At 37.2% G+C, this 23,408-nt stretch carries 22 protein-coding genes and 1 pseudogene; 7 read left to right on the top strand and 16 right to left on the bottom strand.

The genetic code is table 11. The features are described 5' to 3' along the window. Positions 1 to 24: 24 nt before the first annotated feature. From AC3WR0_RS15785 to AC3WR0_RS15770, 4 genes are all read right to left on the bottom strand, one after another. Complete coding sequence (locus AC3WR0_RS15785; RefSeq protein ID WP_492553210.1) at positions 25 to 447, bottom strand: hypothetical protein; 423 nt, start codon at positions 445 to 447, stop codon at positions 25 to 27. Between the two features lie 339 nt (positions 448 to 786). Continuing rightward, positions 787 to 1,308: a hypothetical protein gene (locus AC3WR0_RS15780; protein WP_492553209.1), complete on the bottom strand. Its 522-nt coding sequence runs from the start codon at positions 1,306 to 1,308 to the stop codon at positions 787 to 789. Between the two features lie 212 nt (positions 1,309 to 1,520). Beyond that, the gene (locus AC3WR0_RS15775) at positions 1,521 to 2,966 is read right to left on the bottom strand and encodes a zf-HC2 domain-containing protein (RefSeq protein ID WP_492553208.1); all 1,446 of its coding nucleotides are present in this window, start codon (positions 2,964 to 2,966) and stop codon (positions 1,521 to 1,523) included. Further along, on the bottom strand, positions 2,963 to 3,451 hold the full coding sequence (locus AC3WR0_RS15770; RefSeq protein WP_492553207.1) for an RNA polymerase sigma factor: 489 nt from the start codon (positions 3,449 to 3,451) through the stop codon (positions 2,963 to 2,965). The genes AC3WR0_RS15775 and AC3WR0_RS15770 overlap by 4 nt, the downstream gene beginning before the upstream one ends. A gap of 229 nt (positions 3,452 to 3,680) precedes the next feature. Between AC3WR0_RS15770 and AC3WR0_RS15765 the strand changes: the two genes are divergently transcribed. Beyond that, on the top strand, positions 3,681 to 4,391 hold the full coding sequence (locus tag AC3WR0_RS15765; protein ID WP_492553206.1) for an SDR family NAD(P)-dependent oxidoreductase: 711 nt from the start codon (positions 3,681 to 3,683) through the stop codon (positions 4,389 to 4,391). A gap of 129 nt (positions 4,392 to 4,520) precedes the next feature. On the opposite strand, the gene AC3WR0_RS15760 is transcribed toward AC3WR0_RS15765, so the two are convergent. After that, positions 4,521 to 5,093, bottom strand: coding sequence for a hypothetical protein (locus AC3WR0_RS15760; protein ID WP_492553205.1), 573 nt, complete (start codon positions 5,091 to 5,093; stop codon positions 4,521 to 4,523). A 316-nt stretch (positions 5,094 to 5,409) separates the two neighbouring features. Between AC3WR0_RS15760 and AC3WR0_RS15755 the strand changes: the two genes are divergently transcribed. Together AC3WR0_RS15755 and AC3WR0_RS15750 are read left to right on the top strand one after the other, a co-directional pair. Further along, a complete protein-coding gene (locus AC3WR0_RS15755) occupies positions 5,410 to 6,654 on the top strand; it encodes an ATP-binding protein (protein WP_492553204.1) in 1,245 nt (414 codons plus the stop codon). An 853-nt stretch (positions 6,655 to 7,507) separates the two neighbouring features. Beyond that, entirely contained in the window at positions 7,508 to 8,905 is a 1,398-nt protein-coding gene (locus tag AC3WR0_RS15750) for an aldehyde dehydrogenase (protein ID WP_492553203.1), read from the top strand. A 228-nt stretch (positions 8,906 to 9,133) separates the two neighbouring features. On the opposite strand, the gene AC3WR0_RS15745 is transcribed toward AC3WR0_RS15750, so the two are convergent. Continuing rightward, complete coding sequence (locus tag AC3WR0_RS15745; RefSeq protein WP_492553202.1) at positions 9,134 to 10,165, bottom strand: HoxN/HupN/NixA family nickel/cobalt transporter; 1,032 nt, start codon at positions 10,163 to 10,165, stop codon at positions 9,134 to 9,136. Between the two features lie 266 nt (positions 10,166 to 10,431). Here AC3WR0_RS15745 and AC3WR0_RS15740 point away from each other — a divergent pair, with 266 nt between their 5' ends. Both AC3WR0_RS15740 and AC3WR0_RS15735 read left to right on the top strand, forming a co-directional pair. Further along, positions 10,432 to 13,350 carry a glycosyl hydrolase family 18 protein gene (locus tag AC3WR0_RS15740; protein WP_492553201.1) on the top strand — a complete coding sequence of 973 codons (2,919 nt, stop codon included), beginning with the start codon at positions 10,432 to 10,434 and terminating at the stop codon, positions 13,348 to 13,350. A gap of 247 nt (positions 13,351 to 13,597) precedes the next feature. Further along, the gene (locus AC3WR0_RS15735; RefSeq protein ID WP_492553200.1) at positions 13,598 to 14,002 is read left to right on the top strand and encodes a ribosomal maturation YjgA family protein; all 405 of its coding nucleotides are present in this window, start codon (positions 13,598 to 13,600) and stop codon (positions 14,000 to 14,002) included. Between the two features lies 1 nt (position 14,003). Here AC3WR0_RS15735 and AC3WR0_RS15730 read toward each other — a convergent pair whose 3' ends face one another. The 6 genes from AC3WR0_RS15730 to AC3WR0_RS15705 all read right to left on the bottom strand — a co-directional run bounded on the left by AC3WR0_RS15730 (position 14,004) and on the right by AC3WR0_RS15705 (position 17,542). Beyond that, positions 14,004 to 14,405, bottom strand: coding sequence for a GNAT family N-acetyltransferase (locus AC3WR0_RS15730; RefSeq protein ID WP_492553199.1), 402 nt, complete (start codon positions 14,403 to 14,405; stop codon positions 14,004 to 14,006). Between the two features lie 16 nt (positions 14,406 to 14,421). Next, positions 14,422 to 15,270, bottom strand: coding sequence for a nitroreductase family protein (locus AC3WR0_RS15725; RefSeq protein ID WP_492553198.1), 849 nt, complete (start codon positions 15,268 to 15,270; stop codon positions 14,422 to 14,424). A 170-nt stretch (positions 15,271 to 15,440) separates the two neighbouring features. Further along, entirely contained in the window at positions 15,441 to 15,863 is a 423-nt protein-coding gene (locus tag AC3WR0_RS15720) for an RDD family protein (protein WP_492553197.1), read from the bottom strand. Positions 15,864 to 15,881: 18 nt separating this feature from the next. Beyond that, positions 15,882 to 16,385: an LURP-one-related family protein gene (locus tag AC3WR0_RS15715; RefSeq protein ID WP_492553196.1), complete on the bottom strand. Its 504-nt coding sequence runs from the start codon at positions 16,383 to 16,385 to the stop codon at positions 15,882 to 15,884. A gap of 90 nt (positions 16,386 to 16,475) precedes the next feature. Continuing rightward, positions 16,476 to 17,027 carry a GNAT family N-acetyltransferase gene (locus AC3WR0_RS15710; RefSeq protein ID WP_492553195.1) on the bottom strand — a complete coding sequence of 184 codons (552 nt, stop codon included), beginning with the start codon at positions 17,025 to 17,027 and terminating at the stop codon, positions 16,476 to 16,478. Between the two features lie 80 nt (positions 17,028 to 17,107). Continuing rightward, entirely contained in the window at positions 17,108 to 17,542 is a 435-nt protein-coding gene (locus tag AC3WR0_RS15705) for a DMT family transporter (protein WP_492553194.1), read from the bottom strand. A gap of 321 nt (positions 17,543 to 17,863) precedes the next feature. On the opposite strand from AC3WR0_RS15705, the gene AC3WR0_RS15700 reads away from it, so the two are divergent. Further along, the gene (locus AC3WR0_RS15700; protein ID WP_492553193.1) at positions 17,864 to 18,226 is read left to right on the top strand and encodes a hypothetical protein; all 363 of its coding nucleotides are present in this window, start codon (positions 17,864 to 17,866) and stop codon (positions 18,224 to 18,226) included. A 176-nt stretch (positions 18,227 to 18,402) separates the two neighbouring features. On the opposite strand, the pseudogene AC3WR0_RS15695 reads toward AC3WR0_RS15700, so the two are convergent. From AC3WR0_RS15695 to AC3WR0_RS15685, 3 genes and pseudogenes are all read right to left on the bottom strand, one after another. Continuing rightward, a pseudogene (locus tag AC3WR0_RS15695) lies at positions 18,403 to 18,593 on the bottom strand (VOC family protein); the annotation flags it as partial. 102 nt (positions 18,594 to 18,695) lie between these two features. Further along, the gene (locus AC3WR0_RS15690) at positions 18,696 to 19,145 is read right to left on the bottom strand and encodes a DUF1569 domain-containing protein (RefSeq protein WP_492553192.1); all 450 of its coding nucleotides are present in this window, start codon (positions 19,143 to 19,145) and stop codon (positions 18,696 to 18,698) included. Between the two features lie 689 nt (positions 19,146 to 19,834). Beyond that, positions 19,835 to 20,245 carry a VOC family protein gene (locus AC3WR0_RS15685; protein ID WP_492553191.1) on the bottom strand — a complete coding sequence of 137 codons (411 nt, stop codon included), beginning with the start codon at positions 20,243 to 20,245 and terminating at the stop codon, positions 19,835 to 19,837. A 310-nt stretch (positions 20,246 to 20,555) separates the two neighbouring features. Between AC3WR0_RS15685 and AC3WR0_RS15680 the strand changes: the two genes are divergently transcribed. Continuing rightward, entirely contained in the window at positions 20,556 to 20,951 is a 396-nt protein-coding gene (locus AC3WR0_RS15680; protein ID WP_492553190.1) for a VOC family protein, read from the top strand. A 450-nt stretch (positions 20,952 to 21,401) separates the two neighbouring features. Here AC3WR0_RS15680 and AC3WR0_RS15675 read toward each other — a convergent pair whose 3' ends face one another. After that, positions 21,402 to 23,216, bottom strand: coding sequence for a S9 family peptidase (locus tag AC3WR0_RS15675; protein WP_492553189.1), 1,815 nt, complete (start codon positions 23,214 to 23,216; stop codon positions 21,402 to 21,404). Between the last annotated feature and the right edge of the window lie 192 nt (positions 23,217 to 23,408).

The following is a 23,408-nucleotide window of genomic DNA, read 5'->3' as shown; positions in this document are numbered from 1 at the left end:
TGATACTGACTTTTCAGGGCTCTGTTAACGATTGAGGATCGAAGAAAAGACACTAAAACTGTTTTCAACGTATTCTCTGATTTTTTTCCACTCATCTTTTTCTTTACGGAAGCTTTCTACAAAAAGTAATTTTACCTCTGTCATTTTCCCGTCTACCTCAAAACTTACCCAAAAGACAGCGACCCCTTCTTGCTGGTTATTGATTTCTATTAACACATCCTCGAAATGCCACTTTGGGCTTCTTCCATCATACATTTTGTAGGCCTGTTTCCAGCCTTCCACAGCTTCTTTATATCCCCACTCGGATGTGAGCGCTTCCGGGCCAGCCCACCTGACGCTTAAATCTTTTGAAGAATGAGTGGACATACGTATCGCATCTAAACTATTCCAGGAAGTTCTATATTCTAAGAGAAACTTTTTAAAGTCATCCAATAAAGATTGTGTCATTCCTTTACCTCACTTTTTTAACTTTATTAGATAACTAATTCCTCAAAAAATCTTAATGCCCTTCTTCTATTTTAAATTTTCAATCAAATAAACGATAAGGAAAACTCTCATGCTCCTATCGAGTTACTCTGTGCAGCTTGAGAGTTGAATTCAAAGCTATGAAAGAATAGTGTAATTTGGTTGTTATAATATATGTGAAAACCCTTTTTAGCATTTCGTTCAGGGTTTGCGTCATTCATAAAAGGTGGATGAAATTCATTATACTCAAATTAATCGTGTTCAAACCTTTCTTAAATTGATGGAACAAAAAAGAGTAGCATGGCTACTCTTTACCAGACATTATTTTTGATAGTATTCCGGAACAAGAATGTTATAGATTTTATCGACATTCTTATAAAAAACTTTTTTGTCATCCGTTAAGTTACTAATATTATTGGCCATCTCTTTTACCTCGTCAGCTGTTAGAGTGCCTGTTTTTTCCGTAGTGTCAGAAGCGTCTAGATCTTTTGCTGTTTTATCGATGATATCTACACCATTTAATACTTCATTTTTTAACCTTTTGGCATCATCGGAGATAACTTCATAATTGCTAATTCTTTCTCTTACCTTTTGACTTTTATCAATGAGGTCTTGCTTATAACAATTGTATTCTTTACTAGTTGTTTTGCTTGGATAAACACAGGCTTCAAACTCGTCCCTTAAAGGGAAATATGTTGTGTCTAACGTATCCCGAATAGCCCATATTTCTTCTTTTTGATTTTGTTCATCTTGTATATAAACAGAAACAGCTATAACAACCACTAATAGCACACCTATCGTACTAAAAATAAAAGGCTTCTTGGACCTTTTTTTCTCTTTCATTTTTCTTCCCCCAATTATGTACTTCTTTGATGAAAACCTACTTATTTTATCATATTGTGAGGAGAACCGACCTACTAAATTTGTACCTATATTGGTAAGTATTTCTCCCCTCTCTTTTTTGCAAAAAATTAAAAAGAGAACCCAATAAAGGATTCTCCCTTAGACATCCCACCCTGGCCGATTTTGACAGGGAAAGTAAATCCAAAATAGCTTTAATGCATCGGCGTATATGGCCTTTCCACTATTCCATTTTCTGCATTGATATAAACCCAGTTATCTTTACTTTCAAAAATATAGACAAGGACATAATCAGCAGATATCGTGGAGTAAATAATACCCTTCCTTATGGCATTGGCTTTTTTACCTGTAATCTCCGAAGCCTTTGCTGCTATGGATTGTTGGCTTAATGATTCCTTGTAGCTCTTTTGAAAAAGTGCTTTTGATTGCATGGCTGGTTTCGTGGTTAAATGGTAAAACTCCCCCGTTCCCGCATCAAATTCAATGGAAAAATTTAAACCCATGGGTTGTATCTGTCTATATTCTTTCAACAGTGGAACGTAACTGAATCTATAAATATTGGGTTCTGCATCTCGGTTATCTATTGTAATTTCAAAATGGGTTTGTTTACCGTACATCTCCTTCAGTATTTTATCCGCTTTTTTTCTGACAACATCAATATTAATGGGCTTTTTTTCATTTTGTCGATGTGAGATATTATCTGCAGAAATAATCAGACCCGTATACCCATCAATTTCTCCTTCAATTTGTGTATTATCCTTGTTTATTTCAAAATGATAAACACCGAAGTTTTCATATATTGGTTTTGTTTTTTCTAGGGTTATATCTTTGGTATGAAAGACTTTACTTATATTTTCTTTTATTGTACGTTCTTCCATTACCTTCATCTGAGAAGGCAGCTTTTGATATCGATTATAAAAATAGGTGAGTTCGTTTATTCTACGAATAGGTTCTGATATACCTTCTACATCCAGGATTTCAAAATAGGAACTATAACCATGGTGAAATGCATTATATTCCTTCTGGATTACATGAAAAAGAGTGTTCGCATGTTTTTGTAGCTGCTCAATTGCCAGATGGTCCGTTGCATCCTCAAGTCCCTGGCTTTTTCGTTCTCTAAGAATTGAAGACATTTCATCAAGATCTTGACTGTTAATGATAAGAGGACCTTTATGGCGGCGCTTTTCGATCCAGTTTAATTCTGAATCTAAATTCGTAATATCTTCGGCTGAGTATGACATAATTTCTCCGTTTTTATCCAGTTCATATGGATTTTTTACTATTTCATTTATAGATTCCCCGTAGAGATAAACACCGTCCAAGAGATCTGCAACTTTTTCACGGTTGTTTGCATATTGAGTGATGCCTGAAACAATCATAACAGTTGCCATGATAGCTGCTATCACTTTCATTCTTCTTAATTTGAAACGGAGGCGTATTCTATCGTCTGCCTCCTTTGATAAATTTTCTTCATTAATAGAAAAAGGCAGATCCGAAAAGCCTATTCCCTTTTGATATATTTCACTGCAGTGGCTGCATGTCTTTAAATGCTCTTCGACTGCATGGCGATTTTCCGACTTTAATTCATTCTCTTCATATAATGGATAGATATCTTCAACAAGGCTGCATTTCAGTTTCATTTTCCGTCCTCCTCTCCTTCAAGATAAAATTGTTTGAATTTCCTCTTTGCACGATGAATCCCAACTTTTACATTTCCTTCAGTTTGATCAAGGATATTTGCTATTTCGTTAAGTGAAAAGCCTTGCTCCCTCAGTGTTAAAAGCGACCTTTCTTTTTCTGTCAGTTTTTGGAGTGTTTGCCTTACTATCATTTTTGTTTCCAAATTCCTTGATAAGGCGGTTACCTTAAACTCAGGTTCAGCATAAGGGATTTCATTTTGTTGTGAAAATTTCCTGGCATTATTTAAATAAGTATTCCTCGCAATTTTAAAAAGCCATGTTTTAAGGGAAGACTCGCCCCGAAACTGTCCAAATCCCTTGAAGGCTTTAATAAACGTATCATGCGTCAATTCCTCCGCATCGGCCTGGCTGCGGCACATATTACGGAGGTAATGGAATACCGGATCTCTATATGCCTGATACATTTCTTCAAGTGGATCTGACATGTTTCTCTCCTCCCTCTGTTAAAGACAAATGAAAATGGAAAAGGTTACAATTGATTTTAAAAACCTTCTTCTATTATTTCGGCTGTTTTTCCATTTTTCTTGATGTGCACCTGATAACCCTTAATAAAAAGAAAATTAACCAGCATAATAAAACCGTTAACAGACAAAAAATTTGACCTTTAGTACGGTTGATTGTGTATCTTTACAATATAAGATAGGAGGAATTAACATGACAAAATATGCATTTGTAACAGGAGCGAATAAAGGAATCGGATATGAAATTGTCCATCAATTAGCTGAAAAAGGATATCAGGTATTTTTAGGAGCCAGGAATCAGGAACTTGGACAAAAAGCAGTACAAGCTTTAGGCTTTCAAAATGTTTCTTTTATTCAAATTGATCTTGCGGACACGCAATCTATTCAAAATTCATTAGAGGAAATACTCAAAGAAACGGACCACTTAGATTTACTGATAAATAACGCGGGCATCTCCCACAACCATCAGTCTCAACCTAGTGAATTAGATTTGAAAACACTGCGCCAAGTTTTTGAAGTGAACTTCTTTGGTACATTCCAAATCATTCAAACCTTTTTACCTCTGGTTAAAAAATCACAACGAGGAAAAATAGTAAACGTCACTACCGATATGGCCTCACAAACCATGTTTGATAATGGCCAGACAGCTCCTATCAATGCATTAGGCTACAATTCCTCAAAAACAGGTGTAAATTCTTTAACTCTGGCTTTTGGTAAGGAATTTGGTAACAAGGGACCTGAAATTTTTGGTGTTACCCCTGGATTTACAACTACTGATTTAAACGGGAATGCGCCAGGCGGTAAGACAACAGCCGAAGCAGCCCAAATAATCACGGAATATGCATTAAGCGAAACCAATTATAACGGGAAAATACTCGACAAGAACGGGATTATTCCTTGGTAATAAACATAAAGCTAAATTTATGTAAAAATAAAGACCAACTGTTGAGCTAAACATTTGGTCTTTTTATCGTGGAATTATGGGGCGGGAAAAGCATACGCGCTGTTCTAAATACAGGTGTGATATGGAAATTCACAAATGAATAATGGGCTTCATTTTTTTAAAAAAGAACAATCCAATCTCCACCCATAGCCAGCTATAAAAGAAAGAAAAAATGAAAATGCTGCCTGCTGTGATAAAGGAAAATGAATCAGAAGCAACCGGACCTAAGACAGGAAAGTGGAAAAGGTACAGAAGAATCATAATACCTAAGGTTAAGGCGGTTCCACCTGCTGCAATAATACTTAATCGCTTTTTGAAGAATAAAAAGGCTGCTCCTGCTCCAAATCCTAATAATCCTGTCGTAAGTGGAAATACAAGGAGTTCACTTGGCTGAAGGATGAACAGCAGCACATTTGTCAGTAAATAAGCCATTGCCCCAATAGGAAAGGACAACATGGAACAAATAAGAATGGGTGCAGTGGCCAGAGGACTAATGAGATAACCTATTCCGGGCAGAAAACCGCCAAATGACTGCAGAATTGCTGTTAAACAAGAAAAAATCGATCCTATAACAAGCCTCTTCGTTATAGAATATTTTTGAAAGGTAAATTGCGCTATCCGAACATCATCAGAAATGGATTTTAAAAAATACAATGTCACCATCTCCCAAAAGGTTTTAAAGATACAATTCAATATATTAAAAATGCCTTGCCCTCGGAACCTTTGTTGGAAAATAGCGATGAAATGATTAAATAGGTAAGAGCATAACCTTCTGTTGGATATGCTCTATTTTTTAATAGCGATTCCCAAGGTGTCCGTATGATTCCTATGCTCACAATAGAGGCTTCAAACAACGATCGCTAATAGATTAGCAGCAAAATAAAGTCTACCATTTTTCAATTTTCTAAAAAATAAGATTGTCGAATAGTTAGTAAAGTACTAAACTAATAGTAATTCATGATAGCGGACGGTGGAACTTGTGGACCTGATAAAAGATTTGTTTTTCAATCTTTCACTCATAATACTTCTAATGTTTATCTTTAATCTTTGGTCTGAGCGTTACCATAAGGAGCCCGCACCACGTTTTCTCGCGGCTTTTGGGCTTTTTTTGTCTGTCCTGGTCTGTCTTTCTTTTTCCACTGAAATAGCTGGAGTAATGGTAGATTTGAGACAAATTCCTATTATAATAGGTGGGCTTTATTATGGTTTTGGACCGTTTTTGACTCTTTCTTCTCTGCTCTTAAGAGGGCTTTTTTATGGATTTAACTCGGGTTTTTGGACCGTTCTTCCTATCTATAGTGCTTTAGCGATTTTTTTATGGCTTGCACATCCATGGTTTAAAAAACAAAAGGCAAGAAAACGTCTATATGTGTCTTTAACAACTGTTACTATAATAAGCGCAATAATTTTTATTAGTTTATTGAAAATGGGTCACTCATTGTCTGAGCTAAAAGTGGTTTTAATTACGGTATTCACCCAATATATTGGGGTTTGTATGATGTCTTATTTAATCGAAGAAATGAAAAAAAATGAGTTTTTTCGCGAACAGATGGTAAAAGCCCAGAAAATAGAATTAGCCAGTCATATGAGTGCTGCCATTTCTCATGAAGTAAGAAATCCATTAACTGCTGTTCAAGGGTTTTTACAGCTTGCATCCGAGGATCAAAGCATCCAGGATACAACAAGGAGGTACATTAACACAGCATTAACTGAACTCAAAGCTGCTGAGAATGTTATCAAAAATTACTTAACATTTGCCCGCCCCTCTCTGCACACCGCTGAAAAATTTAAAGTACGGGAAGAGCTTATCCTGGTCCTCGACTCACTACAGCCTCTGGCTAACATGAATTCAGTCGAAATCACCACTGAAATGAGTGATTTTGGTTTTGTATATGGAGATAAAAACCGGTTTCGCCAGTGTTTCCTAAATATCATGAAAAATTGTATCGAGGCTATGCCCCTTGGCGGGAACCTTAGGATTCAAACGCGTTTAATGAATAAACAAATTAAAATTAGTGTTTATGATACAGGAACAGGTATGACCTCAGATCAAGTAAAGCGTTTAGGCGAGCCATATTACTCAACAAAAGGTAAAAAAGGAACCGGTCTTGGACTCATGGTATCTTTTAGTATCTTAAGGGAATTAAATGGAAGTATAAAAATACATAGTGAAATGGGTAAAGGAACAGAGTTTTTAGTTACTTTCCCCGCATATGTGGAATAACAAGAGCAGTTAGTTGAGAAATTTTTAAAGTACATATTACGGAATGAAAAAGCTCAGAATGAATGAGCTTTTTTTAAACGCGGTTAATTCCTATTAAGATATAAAGATTCTTGTTATTTCTACTTCAGCAACTCTACTGTATATACTCCACCTCGATATATATTCCTCAACGTGTCCTTTAATTGTAGAAGGCATTTCTTAATTTATTGAATCTGCCCCAAAGTTTTCGCTTCAGGCTCTCTTTTTCCGCGTGTACACTGGAATCCCTATTGGCGATGTCAGCAAGGCTCTGCTTTTACTATAGATTCCCCGACGTCGTCTTCCACCAAAAAAGGATCATATTGTCTTAAACTTTGAAATTCCAGAAGTAATCTCAGGCATATATCTTATAAAGTGTGCATTTTGTACATAATGTTTGCATTCTTTTTAATTTTCGTGCATTCGTTCAAATGAAACATGCATTCTTTTGTAAAAATCGTGCATTTATCGTCCAGAATCGTGCATTCTTTTCAAAAAACCGTGCATTTATTACAAGAATTCTTGCATAGCTTCCTCAAGCGCTTCTTTAAAAACCTGATATAGGTAATTTAGGTACCAAAATAGATGCCATGAGTCTAATTTCCTGCCAAAAACAGAAATTTTTTTATAAAACTATCACTCTATTAGAAAAAATGCTAAAAATTGAAAGCTTTTTAATTTTGTTTCGTTCTGTTCAACAAATTTGCCCAGATCCTTCCCCACCTCAATGACAACCTATTTTTGGACAAGTGAACCCATTTCTTATTTTTCCTTAGATAGGGTATTATTCTCGGTATATAAGGGAATTTTTCAACTCATTTTTAGGAGGATTGCAATGTATAATATGGAATTAAAACCTGAAGAGGTTGTTACTATACTAAATGAGCATCAGGACTTTTTCAAAACGAAACAAACCTTAGAATTGAATTTTCGTTTAGAGCAATTAGAAAAGCTGAGAGCTGGTATTATTCAATACGAATCAAAAATTAATGAGGCGCTTCATCAAGATTTGGGAAAGCATCCATTTGAAACGTATACGTCCGAGGTGGGTTTTGTTCTCAACAGCATTGGCCATACCAAAAAACGGCTTAGAAAATGGGCAAAGCCTAAAAATGTAAAAACACCAATCGTGCTTTTTCCGTCCAAAAGCACCATTATGTATGAACCATATGGGACAGCATTAATAATTGGTCCCTTCAATTATCCCTTCCAGCTTTTAATTGAACCCTTAATTGGAGCTATTGCTGCGGGGAACTGCGTGGTTCTTAAACCGTCGGAGGTTGTGCCGAATGTCTCTGCTGTTATTACTGAAATGATAGAAGCTGTTTTTGATAAATCCTATATACGTTCGGTACAAGGCGGTGTTAAAACGACTACATCCTTAATAAATGCGCAATTTGACTATTTGTTTTTTACAGGCAGCGTACCTGTCGGAAAGATTGTTATGGAGGCAGCTGCTAAAAACCTTGTGCCGGTAACATTGGAATTAGGCGGCAAAAGCCCAGTAATCGTTGATCAAACTGCCAATATAAAGGTTGCTGCCAATCGGATTATCTGGGGTAAGACCCTCAACTCTGGCCAAACCTGTGTTGCTCCTGATTATTTGATGGTGCATGAGGATGTGAAAGAGAAACTGATCAATGAAATGAAGCAAACGATTAAACAATTTTATGGAGAAAACATTGAAAACAGCCGTGATTTTGGACGAATCGTTAGTGAAAAACATTTTAATCGTCTAAAAAGCATCCTTGAAAAAGACAAGGACCAGATTATTTTTGGGGGTTCTTTAAATCCCGAAACTCGTTATATCGAACCTGCATTAATTGAAGCATCCTGGGACTCAGCATCTATGGAGGACGAGATTTTTGGACCAATCCTTCCTATTCTCACCTATGGGAATTTGGATGAGGCCATTAGTTCAATTAACAAGCTTTCCAAACCGCTGGCTCTTTACCTGTTCACTTCTGATAAACGAGTAGAAGAAAAGGTCTTATCTGAAATTTCCTCGGGTGGTGTAAGCATTAATGACACGGTCACTCATTTAGCAAATCCGGAATTACCATTTGGAGGCGTTGGCTCCTCCGGTATGGGCGCTTATCATGGCCATTACAGTTTTACTACTTTTTCACATGAAAAAAGTATTCTAAAAAAAAGCAGCAGAATCAATTTGACTACATTATTCCCGCCTTACAGTGATAAAAAATTAAAGCTGATCAAGAGATTGCTGAAATAGAACATACACAGACATTCTCAAAAAGGAGCGGAATTCCGCTCCTTTTTGATTTTTATTTATCGGTTAATTTTATAAATTCGCTGATTTTTTTATTATGAAACATCAGCTTGAACCATTTCAGCAGTCTGTTAAAAATATTGTTTATATGACGTCTGTTTATTTTATTGTGTGACATGAAAAAAAGGAGTCCAATTCTTTTGTGAATTGACCCCTTTTTAATAGCTTATGTCACTTTATTGCATTCTGACTCCAGCGTTCTTCAATTTTAAATACCTTCCACACTACATAAGACAAGAGCCAGGAAAGTAAAAATAAAGCTACTAAAAAATAACCCATCCAGCTTATTTCAAGGTTTTGAATCCACTTCCATCCCCCACTGGTAAGATTCATCTTTTCAGAGAAAACCTGAGCTAGTTCGATCATGCCTATTAACAGAGCGGCCATTACAGATAAAGTGGTGACGGTTAAATTATAGTAAACCTTGCGCAATGGTGTTGAAAAAGCCCATTTATAAGCATTGGTCATAAACACACCATCAGCTGTATCCATTAAGCTCATTCCTGCCGCAAAAAGAATAGGCAAAGACAGAATACCAATTAGCGGTAAAGCATTCTTGGCTGCACCAGCGGATATTGCCAGTAATGCCACTTCGCTCGCTGTGTCAAACCCAAGACCAAATAAAAAGCCTAGTGGATAAACATGCCAGCTTTTATTGATAAACCGAAATAAAGGTCCGGCAAAACGGGCCACAAATCCTCTGTTTAATAAAAGCTCTTCTACTTCCTCTTCATTGTAGGTACCTTTACGCATTTTCAAAAAAACCTTTTGTAAATCCACTAATATAACAGCATTTAGGATTCCGATAAATACAAGGAAAAATCCTGAAACCATCGTTCCAACAACGCTGCCCATTTCCTGCCATTGTGGAAGCTCTTTTTGTGCCCAATGGACAGAAAAAGCAAGTACAACTGCCATGATAAAAACAACACTTGAATGACCTAATGAGAAAAAGAATCCAACACCAATCGGGTTTTTCTTTTGCTGAACGAGCTTTCTTACCGTATTATCAATAGCTGCAATGTGATCGGCATCAAAAGCATGCCTTAATCCCAGTGTATACGACAAGAATGCCATTCCAAGCAATAAAGGATGGTTTTTTGCTCCTATTAATAAAAATGAAATTCCAGCTATGTGTAAAATGAGAACAACTATGCCGTATGGTACCCAGTTTATCTTTAAGATCCTTCTAATCTTTTGCAAACAAATTCCTCCTGCTAGAATTTCGCTTTTATAATCATAACAATTTTATACTCCAAATAAAAACCTTTTTTACAAGTTAATAAACACCAAGAATGATCATCATTATAAGGTGTTGAAACCTTTTTTTTCATAAGGGCTAATTTCTCATTAGTGTTTCTGGAATCCCACTATCTACCGTATGTTATAACTATATTAATATAGTATAATATTTTTGTAATACATTTTTTTACAAATACAATTTAATAGTTTTTAGAGGAGATAGATGAATGGTCAATAAATTACGAAAGATGGTGTATCCTTTCTCGTTTGGATTCCTCTGCGCAGGCCTATATTCTGCCTTGTATTCACCTATTGCAGAAGCAGCGGACAATCCTCCATGGGTTAGCCCTATTGCTGTTTCCCCTTTGGCTAGTGATGGATCAACAGTTTCAAAAGATGTACAAATTTCCGTTACAGCTGGAGATGACACAGGTGTTTCAAAAGTTGAATTTTATAGCGCTAATGGCGGATATCTAATCGGAACAAGGACTTCATCACCATATACAATAAAATGGTCGACCGACCCATGGGTTCCTGACGGCGAACAGACGATAAGAGTCATTGCCTATGACAAGTCTGGGCAAAGAGCGGGAGCGTCTCGTAAAGTTTATATTCAAAATGACAAAACAGCACCTTCTGCTCCAGCTAATTTGCAGACAACGGGGAAAACTGAAAATAGTATTTCCTTAGATTGGACTGCTGCTAAGGATAATGTCGGTGTGGTGGCTTACGAAATTTATCAAGATCACGTTTTAGTCGGAAGCTCGACAGGTACAAGTTTTACTCTTAAGGATTTAAATCCTGGAACAACCTATCTTTTGTCGGTTAAGGCAAAGGACCGGGCCGGGAACCTTTCGGCTGAAAGCAATATCCTTAATGAGACGACTTCACCTACCGTGCAAGATTTGCCACCGACTGTGAGTCCTATTGAGGTTTCTCCACTGGATTATGATGGAGAATCAGTGGGTGGAAATGTAAAGCTTTCAGTGAATGCTACTGATGATTCAGGAATTTCAAAGGTCGAGTTCTATAGTGCCGATGGTGGCTATCTTATTGGAACAAAAACTTCAGAACCATTTGCAATCACCTGGTATACAGATCCATGGATTCCCGATGGTGAGCAAATTGTAAAAGCGATTGCTTATGATAAATGGGGGCAAAAAACAGAGTCGTCCCGTAAAGTATACGTTCAAAATGATAAAGTAGCACCTTCGACTCCTGCAAATTTACGCATGACAGGAAAAACCGATCAGACTATTTCCCTGGCATGGGATAATGCAAAAGATAACACAGGTGTTGCCGAGTATGAAATTTATAACGGCCTGGTACGTATTGGTACATCAGCAACCAATTCAGTAATTTTAAAAGATCTCAATCCTGGCAAAACTTTTAACTTAGCGGTAAAAGCAAGAGATCGCGGTTGGAATTTTTCAGGAGCAAGCAATTCAATAAAAGGAACGACTGATCCATCAAATGATACCATCGCTCCTTCTTCCCCAACCACACTAACTGTATCTGCCATTACAGATACAACTATGAAACTGGAATGGAATGCAGCAAAGGATAATTATGATAACATCAGCCCTAATATAACTTATCAGATTTATAATGGTGACACACTTTTAGCCAATACTTCAATGCTTCGGACTACTATTAATAAATTAAATCCGAACACAAACTATAACTTAAGTATTAAGGCAAAAGATGCTGCCGGGAACCTTTCCGAAGCTAGTCCAGCAGTAGCGGCTACGACTGGTGCACCGGATACTCAAGCACCCGAGGCACCCTCGATAAGCTCACCGGAAAACTCGGATAAAACCATTACGTTAAAATGGAGTGAACCTGCCGATAATTACGGCGTTACGAGCTATGAAATATACCAGGATAAGGTGAAAATTACTGAAACGACCAGCCCTAATTTTGTGGTTGGCGGACTTGAGCCGAATACTGACTATACCTTTTACGTTACGGCTAAGGATGGAAAAGGCAATGTTTCACCGGCAAGTAATGAACTTAAGGTTACTACCGGTTCCCTCCCATTGACGCCATCGAGTCATGTAGTCGCAGGTTATTATGCAGGCTGGTCAACTTATAGTGGCTCACAGGTTTCGGACATTGACGCGTCAAAGCTGACGCAAATTAACTATGCTTTTGCTAATATTGGCGATGACTTGAAGATGCAGGTGGGAGATCCTTATGCTGATATTCAAAAAGCATTCCCCGGTGATTCATCTTCGGATGCGTTTAAAGGTAATTTTAATCAATTAAAAAAGCTTAAACAAACATTTCCTCATCTTAAAACAGTTATTTCAGTTGGAGGCTGGGGATGGTCGGATAAGTTTTCCGACGCGGCTTTGACAGATACTTCACGCTCTGTATTTGCCGATAGTGTAGTAAGGTTCCTTGTAACCTATGGCTTTGACGGAGTTGACTTCGACTGGGAATATCCAGTTGGCGGTGGATTAAAAACAAATGTCAATCGTACGGTAGATGCTAAGAACTATGCTCTGCTGCTTCAAAAAGTGCGCGAAAAACTGAATGCGCAGCACGCTCTAGATGGAAAACAATATTCCATTTCGATTGCAGCAGGTGCTTCTACTGATTTTGCTGAAAATGCTCATTTAGATCAAATAAGTAAAAATGTTGATTATGTTCAGCTCATGACGTACGATATGCGAGGCCCTTGGGATAAAACAACCGGTTTTAACGCTCCATTAAACAAGAACACGGCTGAACCGGACAGTGCGCCAAACGTTTCGCAGTCTGTACAATTATTTTTAGACAATGGAGTCCCTGCTTCAAAGCTCGTTATGGGAGTCCCGTTTTACGGCTATGAATTTAAATCCGTCGAGGATGCCAACAATGGATTACACCAATCTTATTCAGGCGCCGTCTATTCAGACAGCTACGGTGATTTAGAAAGAGACTATATTAATAAAAATGGATATATACGCAGCTGGGATTCCGAATCCCAGGTTCCATATTTATGGAATGGTTCGAGGTTTATCACCTATGACGATGCTGAGTCGATGAAGCTAAAGTCAGATTTTATAAAATCAAACGGGTTAGCTGGAGCAATGATTTGGGAGATTAGCCAGGATCCTAATGAAACTTTGCTGAACCAGGTAGCAGCGGATTTAAAATAAGTAAATGAGGAGCCAAAATTGGCTCCTCTTTGTTTAGCTAATCAGAATTTATATCCCAAAATTCTGAACGCATAAGTAAAACTAGGACATCCGCCAAAGGGACTTGGCGGATGCCAAGTTTTTCTAATAATGAATTATGTGGAGCTTTTAAAAGTGTACGAACGTGCTTAACTTTGTTAAAATTGTCCGATAGACCGGTTAGATTTGATAACCATAAATCGAGTCTCAAACAAAAGAGTGATTTAAAATGACATTGAACCACTTTCGTTCTAAAAACTTACGGATACCCTACCTACTAGCTGCATTTATAAGCATTTTATTGGGACTTGCCTCCCGGAAATACAGCTATCTCATCCCTCTATTTCTCGCGAACAACGCTGGGGACACCATTTGGGCTATGATGGTCTATTTTGGATTCCGATTCCTCTTTGTAAAAAAGAGCCAAGGCTTGTCTGTCTTGCTCAGTTTTCTGTTCAGCTTTGGAATCGAATTCAGCCAGATGTATCAGGGAGAATTGATCAATCAAATCCGTGGTACATTGCTCGGAGCGTTGATTCTTGGCAAGGGATTTCTAACGGCAGATCTATTGCGATATTCAACTGGAATTATAATCGCTGCTGTTTTGGATAAGATGTACAAACGGTCTATTTAGCTTATAAAAGTCTTTCCATTCCTGGACCATCAGCAGGTCTCTCCTGAAAGCCGTGCTTTTTATAAAAATCTGCTTTTCCTTTTGCACTCGTAAGCTGAACCCACTTTATCCCGCTCGCTTTGCATTTCTCAATAAGAAGGTTCAGCACTTTGCTCCCTATCCCTCTTTTTTGATAATCCGGATGAATAATTAAGTCTCCAATAAAAGTTTGATAGACTCCATCTGATACAATACGTCCAAAACCAATTAGTTTTTCAGAATCATAAACAGAAATCAAGTACCAGCTGTTGCTAATTGCTAAAAACAAATCATCTTCTGTAAATTCATATCGGGCATTCCAGCCTGTAGTTTCATATAATCGATAAAACTCTTCTTTGGTTGGGATTATATTTTTATATTCCATTTGTAACTTTCCTCTCTTAGCTAGTTCTCCAGCTAACCATATATTCCGTTTGTTCATTAGGAAGATCTATTTCTGGGATTTCTATTATCCAATTACCAGTGATATTTAACTCTTTACATGCTGTATCAAATTGGCACATGGCAATCCCTATATCCAGAAGCTGCATGTCATAACCTAATTTAGAGCTATAGTTTGGTGTATGCTCTATGTAAAAATGGCAAGTTGTACGGTCTTTAGACAATACAAGCCTCCAAGGCTGCTTATTGGATGCAGAAGGCCCTAGCCTGACCATTTCTATAGGAACCTCTAGCTGACCAGCAGTTTCATTTTTTAAGTGTATTTTAAATTCATTATCAAAAAATAGCTTATCCCAGGACTTTTTATTATCTGCTTTTACAACAACACGGACAGCTTTATCAAATAGCCGTTGTTTTTCTTTTGGGTAGCCTATTGGTGTGATACATGGTATGAATTCTCCGGAGTTGATGGTTATTTCCTTTTCAAACGAATTTCGATCAAACGTGCCTCCCATCCAACAGGTTCCCATTCCTAAACCTGCAGTAAATAAAACTAATTTGTGGAAATTGTAAGCAAACTCCACCAAGGAATACTTATCATTTTCAGTAATGCCAACCAAATACGCCCTTGGATTTTTAATAAATCCATAGGTGCCTAATTTGATTCCTTTATCGGTTACATTCTTATTGACCTGCACAATTTCAACACGACCTTTTTTACCAAAAGGACCAATGAAATTCTTTTCTCTTTCTATGTAATCCTTTATTAATTGCATATGCGTTTCTGTAATATTTTGAGAATCAAATGTTCTTATCGATTGACGTCTTCTCATAATCTCGATGCTCACAGTAATCTTCCTATTCTATTTAGGTTCTATAAGTACGTGACTCCGCGGCTGTTCTTCAAAGTAAAGCCATGGCAGTGATTACTTTTTGTGAAAAAATTCTAGGTTGGTTTGTCTGGACCTTGTTTTAAATAACTTAAAAATCCAAAGATTTCTTCTAAAATTTAAGCCCTTTAACTTCGTTCATTGCTTACATAGGTTCCTCCTAATAGATCATGAATACCTCTTTTATCAGCCCTAAATAAAATCATAAAGATACTGACCAAACTTGAAATACCTACGGTTAAAAAAACCAGCAGAAACTTACCTACAACTTCTCTAAGTAACATATTTTTAAAAGTTAATTCCTTACCATCCATTCGTTTTATTTTTATTTTCATCATGCGTTTCCCTATAATATAACCGCTCCAAAGCAGCGGTACAAACGTTAAGTACAAGGTATAAATGAATTGCCAGGTCCACCCCTTTACCCACTCATAAAAGTCCTTTTCCCCGTTTATCAAGAAAAGCACTGCGGATATAGGAATGGTAAGAATAACCCAATCCAAAAGGTCGGCTAAAAAACGGAGACCAAACCCTGCTGGCTTTCTATCCATAAAATCATCTCCCTTATTCTATTGAGCCGCGTTATTTCGAGCAGCCTTTTGAATGGCACTTACTCCCATTATTATCGCTATTAACTCAAATATATTTAAACCTTCGTCCATGCTAGTTAATTGAAAGGCCGGTGAAGAAAAAAATCCACTAATTTTCTCAAACCGGCCAATTTCATTTTCGTTCTCATCAAATATGAAATATTGATTTGAAAAGGCTTCTGACTCGATTTGAAAAGTTCGATTATCATGGGTTTTATACTCATATTTTTTTGCAAAGAATGCTACTTTTCCTTTCAATCTCCCAATCTCTTCTCCAAAGGAATTTGAAATGATCCATTTACGGCTCATGAAAGCAAACTTTCCACTCACAATGGTTTTTCCGTTAAGATCAAGTACATCTAGCCCGGCTGTAAAAGCACTTTTAAGATCAATCTCTCCGACCTTTTCTTTTGCCTTATTATAAATAGTTGTTTTGCCAGCTGAAAAAAAGTTATCCGAAACATATAAAGTTTGTATTCCCATACTTCTCCCCCCTATAATAGATTTATTTCTGTTTTTCCATTAAAATCCCTTTTTTATTAAGCTATTATTAAATGAACTAGTAAACAGCTCTCATTCGTAATCCTTAAACCTCCCCATTATAATGGTATTATAATAATTTCCATCTGAAAGCAGTTTGTCTTTTTTTAAAATACCTTCTACTTCAAAACCAAGTTTTTCATATAAGTTTTTCGCTTTCTCATTGGTTTCAAGTACGTTAAGGGTTATTTTTTTAATATGATTGGAGTCTGCCCATTGAATCGACTCCTTTAAAAGGTTTTTGCCTATACCGTGTCCCCAGAATTCCTTTAAGACACATACACCAAACTCAACTTTATGAGCAAATCTCTTCAATTTGTTCCCTTCACATCTTGAAAAACCTATAATCCTATCATTTGCTTCTGCAACTAAAAAAAGATTCCTATCACTATCGGTATCCTCTTTAATTATCTGTTTAAAACCAGATTCATCTATGTATGCCTCGCCTTTTTCCCTGTCCAAATTTTCAGTTTCCCCGTCGATTTGTACTCGTATTTCAGACAGGCTTTTGGCGTCTTTCTCTTCGGCCGATCTGATCATATAACTAAGATTATTAATATTGAATTCTTTTGGAACTATTCTCATTTCCCATATCCCCCTTGTTGTCCAATTCTATAAAAAAGGAAACCTCCCCATAGTATTGGCGAGGTTTCCTTTCTATAAAATTACTTATGGTTAAACAAATAGAGCGAACAAAATAACAAGACAATAGCGATGATTTTTTTGATGTCTAGCGGAATAACCTGTCCGCCAAACCAGCCAAAATGATCAATTAATGCACCAAAAATTAATTGTCCTGCGATAACAGATACAAGAGCGGGTGCCACACCTATTTTTGGGACAGCCAAAATCATCACGCTCACATAAAAAGCACCAAGCAGCCCTCCAAACAGCTGCCATTTTGGGACGGAAAAAACAGAACCAAGATTTCCTTTGCCAAAAAACAATACCATAAAGAACAAGGCAAGTGTTCCAATAGCAAAGGAAATAAATGCTCCTTCTATCGCGCCTGCCTTTTTGCCCAGTCCCCCATTGATCTGTGCCTGACAGGCAACCGCCACCCCGCCTATAAAGGCAAGTAACGGGAATAACCATTTCATATTGATCTCTTCCTTTCGTCCTTAAAACAGAACCGTTTCCTCAAAATTCGATAATTCATTAAAAAATTCCTTTATATTTTATAAAAAACTGCAAATCATTTCTCAGTTTTAGCTGAACCATTCCTATGGATTTTTATTTTCACTGCAGGTTGATAATTCGACGTAATAGATAGGCCTTAGGAGGAGAAAACAGTCAGATTTAGTGCCTGTATGGAAATGATTTTTATTTCAATTAAAGGAAATAATATTTTAAGCAGATACACTCATATACAAACATCTTCATTTTAAAAGAAGCTTTTATACCAAAGGAGGAGTAACCATTTGAAGATTTCTTCTATATCGTTCAAAGAACCTCCAGTTTATCATGAAATCCCCCCCATTTATGAAGGTTTAGGCCTGCCTGATTTATCTTCGTTCATTGAACAACGCTTTGAATTCACTTATGCCATTGGCAAAGACGAAAGAACAGGATACGGCAGCATACGCTTTTATAAACAACTGGGGGAGTTCAGAGTAAATATTTCTGATAAATTACCAGGAGTGGGACCAAAAAAGCTTCAACAATTAAAAGGTTTATTACTGGAAGATGCCAAAAGAGCTTTAATCCAAAATATTGATTCCGAACTAGAAAAACGGAAGGTTTACTATGCCGACTTTCGTCAACGCAGGAAAGATGAAGAGTAACAAGGTATAAGCTTTACCCCTTTGATGGATATGGAGATTCGCTTTTAAATAGATTAAACCCCCAACCATAATAGTACTGTTAGGTAATCAGCTTTTTAATGTACGACAAAAAAGCCAACAACATGTGCTAGCTTCCTCAATCGGTTTATTGTGAGTTACTTAATGATTAAGATAAATTATTTTATTGCACTTTCATCCATGAAAAAAAGTTCCCATAGATGACCGTCAATACCTCAAAACTCCACCCATACATAAAACCATGGTCTTGTGGTTCCTTTGAAGGTTTTCCACCTGCTACTAAAGCCTTGTTTACAATCTCAATGACTTTTTCTTTACTATCAACAGATAGTGCCAAGATTGCTTCACTTACTTCTTGTAGTTTATTTTTCAATTCGCATAGCCCACCTCCCGCAAAAGAAATATTGATATAGAATTAAGATATTCTATGGCGGGGGTGACCCTTTCTGGACTATACACCAAATTGCTTTAAGTGATGGTCTAAATGCTTATAAGTTCCTTTTCCCCATTGCTCAGGCGTAAGCTTTCCAAAAAACGGATGTGGGTTAGCCGTACACATCTCCGGCCCGTTCGCTTGAAACGCTCTTATTTTTCGTTTCAATTCGCTTCTTTCGAATTCAAATTCTTTTTCATCTGTTATGCGTACCGCCGGAATTGTGGGTGAATTGGGTTGCATTGGCTTGTCGTTGTAAATAATCGGTTTTACCAATGGACCAATTAGCTTTCCTAACCAATGCCTTCCGGGAGCGGAAACGCCCATCGTGATATCTTGGAACGCCGAACAATGAGCAAGCATCTGAGCGATGTTCATTGTTCCCCATTGCGGTTTGGAAGTTGGAGTTAATTTGTCGATACGGGCTATGATTTCTTCCATATGTGATTCAATAAAAATATTATTCATATGAGAACCACCCCTCTTTGCTTTTTCATTTCGAACTGAACATTGTATTAATTCACATATGCTGCAGTCCGTTATTTTAGAAAGATCAGCCAGAGTAACGTACGCTGAACTTGATGTTAGCTGCCTGACGAGACCGTTGGAGGGCTCCTGAGAAGGCAGATGAGCGCTGACCACCCGCCATTTGCAAAACCGTCGCTGATTTCTTTGTCTGGCTCTTTTGAAATTGTCCATAATCGTTGCCCGCCCTCATGCTGCCGTATTTCGCATCTATCCTTGTATGGAAATTCCTGCAAACCCGCAAATCATCGCGGTAGCTTATGGTGCATGTATTGAGCACTCTTACCCGTTAGCGTAATCTGCTTTAGGAGACAAGGGTCATCTAACCGTCTGGTAAACGAGGACTATGGCTCCAGAATCAAATGTCTTGTTTTCGATAAGTTTAAGACTGATCTTCTTTCATTTGGTAGTTGCTTATTCTGATGATTAATCGTCATCATATAGGAGACACCTCTTCTGTATGGTTATGTGGATTCTCGACAATCAACTATACCAAACGATGGGGTGTTTTTTCATGTCTATTTATTTTGTAAATAACCATTTTTTATCGGCTACTAGCATTACAGACCGTTGAATGAACTACTTTTTTCTAAGCGCGAAAGTTGAGTGAGTTACTTAATGATTAGGATAAATTATTTTATTGCACTTTCATCCATGAAAAAAAGTTCCCATAGATGACCGTCAATATCCTCAAAACTCCACCCATACATAAAACCATGGTCTTGTGGTTCCTTTGAAGGTTTTCCACCTGCTTCTAAAGCCTTGTTTACAATCTCAATGACTTTTTCTTTACTATCAACTGATAGTGCCAAGATTGCTTCATTACTTCTTGTAGAATCGGCAATTTCTTTTTCCGTAAAACTCTTAAAATGTTCTTCAACTAACAACATAGCAAATATATTATCATTAATAATCATACTTGCTCCCAATTCATTGGTAAACTGAGCATTGAATTCAAACCCTAATTTAGAGAAAAATTCCTTAGTCTTATTTAAATCTTTAACTGCTAAATTTACGAATATCTTATCAGCCTGAAAACCCATGTTACTCACCTCTACTCTAGTATTGTCATTCACACTATAGTTCTCTGTTTCATAAATGAATTCCTTCAAGGAATAAGATTACATTACTGAGTCAGTTATGCGACAAAGAGGCTGGCCACACGTCGTTTTAATATTTTATAGAGTACATTAAGTAAATTTACGTTATCAGAATCGGGAGTTTTTACTATACTTTAATTTTGAAAAAATTGAATTTATTTCCACTGTCGTTATAATAGTAAATAGACATATGTATGGAAAGTACTGAATGAAGTTAAGGAAACGGTTAATTCTTGAAAAACAGGAGGAAATTATGGGACGGTTAGTTCATTTCGAAATTCACGTGAATGACATGGAACGGGCAAAGAAGTTTTATGGAGAGGTATTCGGATGGTCATTTCAAGATTGGAGTGATTATGCAGGAATGCCTTACTTTGGAGCAGTGACTGGCAATGAGAATGAGATGGGGATAAATGGCGCTTTGATGCAGAGGCAAAGTGCTCCCCCGGAAACAAACCAGCCTTTAAATGGATACGCTTGTACAATGGGCGTGGAAAATTACGATTTAACAGAAGCTAAAATTATTGAGAATGGCGGCAAGGTCTCAATGTCGAAATATGCCCTGCCTGGAATGGCATGGCAAGGTTACTATATTGATACTGAAGGCAATGTATTCGGAATTCATCAGCCCGATGAAAATGCAAAATAGAATTCATTATAGTTGATAAACTAAAACCCAAAAGACACATAAAAATTGGGCAATAACTGCATTTCGATGTCAGTTATGACGGTCATAATTACTCTAAAATAAAAGGTTAAGAAAGGTGAAATTCAACCTTTCTTTTTTTTCGTTCTTTTATCAGCTTTACTGATACTGGATTCATGCATCCTCTTTTTCTTATTCAACTAAAAAAATAGCTATTAATCCTTTTTATAAAAAAACTGAACGAATATATTCGCTCAGTTTCCTTTATTAATGGTTAAGAAAGCATAAAGTTTTACCTTTTATATTGTCTGGCTCCAGCGCCCAGCGCCTAGTGTCCATCCCACTTCTCCCTACGATAAGTCAACATCGAAATGCTTTGCATTTCGTGTATCCTTTATCTCAGTCGAAGTGGGCCCCAGTCCATACGTCGCTGAACGGGCGCTTGCGCTTTTCTTATTTAGCTAATACCTTGCCGGATTCCACTCCTACAAACTGGTCAAAGAATTCCAGGATGGTACGGTTAACAAGGATTTCATTTGTCTTCTTCGAGAATCCATGACCCTCATCTTCAAGGACAAGATATTTTACTTCTGCCCCTTTATCCTGCAGTGCTTTAACTATTTGATCTGATTCTGCCTTTACAACCCGAGGGTCATTTGCTCCCTGGATAACTAACATTGGTTTGGTCATATTATCTAAATATGTTATCGGTGAATACTCAGTTAGTTTATCGAAGTCTTTTACAGGATCACCAACCCATTGATTCATGATAGGCTTCCAATGACTTGGAACCGACTCAATAAAGGAGAAAAGATTACATGGCCCGAAAATATCAACAACTGCTTTGAAATATTCCGGATGGCGCCCATGAAGCAATAAAGCCATATAACCGCCGAAACTTCCGCCTAATAACAATGTTTTGTCTCTATCAGCCAAGCCATTTTCATAAAGGTATTCAAGGCCGGCAATATTATCAAGGCGCGGTCCTTCACCCCAGTTTCCTTCAACCATTTTTGTGAAAGCCAATCCATAACCTGTTGAACCACGGAAATTTGGTGCAAAAATGCTATATCCTCTGTTTACCAAGAACTGGAACATTGAGCGGAAGTTAGTACGTTCTGCGGCTTGAGGACCTCCATGCGGCCAAAGAATCACATGGCCGTTATTTACATCTTCATGTGGCTTAAAGAACAATGCTTCAATCGCTAATCCATCAAAGGAAGAGTATTGGAGAACTTCCGGTTTTACCAAATCCTCTGCCTTTACTCCAGGAACAGCAAGATTGGTTAGCGGGTTCCATTCATTACTTCCAGCTTTTTTCTTGAAAATGTTATAAGGTCTATCTGCCGTACCAGCTAAAAGGTAGACATTCCCGCTCTTAGCAACAGATATGCTTTGAACCACAGTTGCTGGTAATTCTACTTTTTCAAGGCTGCTAGTTTCCAAATCATATTGATACAAATAATCATTTACACCTTTTGATGTAACCAGATAAAGAGTTTTCGTGCTTTTATCAAAACGAACTGCAACGAATTCTTCTTTTTCTAAAGAAAGAACTTTTGTAAACTCATGCGTTTCTAAATTGAATTTCGCAAGATAGTAAAAGTCCTCGCCAAAAGTTGTAGTAAAGTAATAATCGCCCTCTACAAAAGCACCGTCTCCTACTGTAAATTGCTCCTTGGTTTCCGGTGTCAGTGAATAAGACTGTCCATCCTGATAAACAAAGCCTGGAGCATATGTATTGGCATATTGTTTAACATATACAAAACTTGTTTCATCATCGTTAAATGAAGTTAAAAAGCATGCTGCCCCTTCGCCTTCAACCACAACTGACTCCTCATTCTTTTCCAAATCATAACGGTAAATATTTAGATAGGTTTCGTTGTTTTTAGTAGAAGTATAGTACAGCCTTTTATCGTCTTTTGAGAATATAGGATTCATATGGCGATGGCCTTCTGCTGTACGAAGCGGTACGAGTTCGCCGCCTGCAGGAGGAAGTGCATATAGCTGATCATTTTCATCCCCATCATGATCAAATCCGACTACAAGAAAACGGCCATCATGAGTATACTTCAAGGAATGGCAATTTTGATCAACGAATGTAAGTGGATAAGGATATTGATTCGGCAGATCCATAACCCATAAGTTATATTTTCCTGTTAGATTCGTACTGAATACCAACTGTTTTTCATCAGGGCTTACTGAAAACATTTGGACATTAAAGGTACGGTAAAAATTTTCGATATCTGGTTTTTTAAAAGTTACCAAATGACCCACTTCCTTTTTATTAAAATTTTCTATCTATACTGAAAATTTATACAAATTCACTCAAAAAGTCTAGTATAAAGTTTCGTATGTCGAAATTTTGATTTCTCTGTAGAATGAATTGGGCTTCTTTACTAACAGCTATTTAAAAGTGATGTGAAAAATCGTTCTCTGTTTTGTGCACAAATATGCTCC

The sequence above is a fragment of the Neobacillus sp. FW104-15D2 genome, assembly GCF_058790155.1.
Note: the sequence above shows the minus strand (reverse complement) of the source record. Positions and strands in the feature narration are given on the sequence as shown.

What these genes read in the sequence shown, in the direction of transcription:
- AC3WR0_RS15785 (WP_492553210.1), bottom strand. Translation starts at nt 447, where the DNA reads ATGACACAATCTTTATTGGATGACTTTAAAAAGTTTCTCTTAGAATAT.
- AC3WR0_RS15780 (WP_492553209.1), bottom strand. Translation starts at nt 1,308, where the DNA reads ATGAAAGAGAAAAAAAGGTCCAAGAAGCCTTTTATTTTTAGTACGATA.
- AC3WR0_RS15775 (WP_492553208.1), bottom strand. Translation starts at nt 2,966, where the DNA reads ATGAAACTGAAATGCAGCCTTGTTGAAGATATCTATCCATTATATGAA.
- AC3WR0_RS15770 (WP_492553207.1), bottom strand. Translation starts at nt 3,451, where the DNA reads ATGTCAGATCCACTTGAAGAAATGTATCAGGCATATAGAGATCCGGTA.
- AC3WR0_RS15765 (WP_492553206.1), top strand. Translation starts at nt 3,681, where the DNA reads ATGACAAAATATGCATTTGTAACAGGAGCGAATAAAGGAATCGGATAT.
- AC3WR0_RS15760 (WP_492553205.1), bottom strand. Translation starts at nt 5,093, where the DNA reads ATGGTGACATTGTATTTTTTAAAATCCATTTCTGATGATGTTCGGATA.
- AC3WR0_RS15750 (WP_492553203.1), top strand. Translation starts at nt 7,508, where the DNA reads ATGTATAATATGGAATTAAAACCTGAAGAGGTTGTTACTATACTAAAT.
- AC3WR0_RS15740 (WP_492553201.1), top strand. Translation starts at nt 10,432, where the DNA reads ATGGTCAATAAATTACGAAAGATGGTGTATCCTTTCTCGTTTGGATTC.
- AC3WR0_RS15735 (WP_492553200.1), top strand. Translation starts at nt 13,598, where the DNA reads ATGACATTGAACCACTTTCGTTCTAAAAACTTACGGATACCCTACCTA.
- AC3WR0_RS15730 (WP_492553199.1), bottom strand. Translation starts at nt 14,405, where the DNA reads ATGGAATATAAAAATATAATCCCAACCAAAGAAGAGTTTTATCGATTA.
- AC3WR0_RS15720 (WP_492553197.1), bottom strand. Translation starts at nt 15,863, where the DNA reads ATGGATAGAAAGCCAGCAGGGTTTGGTCTCCGTTTTTTAGCCGACCTT.
- AC3WR0_RS15715 (WP_492553196.1), bottom strand. Translation starts at nt 16,385, where the DNA reads ATGGGAATACAAACTTTATATGTTTCGGATAACTTTTTTTCAGCTGGC.
- AC3WR0_RS15710 (WP_492553195.1), bottom strand. Translation starts at nt 17,027, where the DNA reads ATGAGAATAGTTCCAAAAGAATTCAATATTAATAATCTTAGTTATATG.
- AC3WR0_RS15705 (WP_492553194.1), bottom strand. Translation starts at nt 17,542, where the DNA reads ATGAAATGGTTATTCCCGTTACTTGCCTTTATAGGCGGGGTGGCGGTT.
- AC3WR0_RS15690 (WP_492553192.1), bottom strand. Translation starts at nt 19,145, where the DNA reads ATGAATAATATTTTTATTGAATCACATATGGAAGAAATCATAGCCCGT.
- AC3WR0_RS15685 (WP_492553191.1), bottom strand. Translation starts at nt 20,245, where the DNA reads ATGGGTTTTCAGGCTGATAAGATATTCGTAAATTTAGCAGTTAAAGAT.
- AC3WR0_RS15680 (WP_492553190.1), top strand. Translation starts at nt 20,556, where the DNA reads ATGGGACGGTTAGTTCATTTCGAAATTCACGTGAATGACATGGAACGG.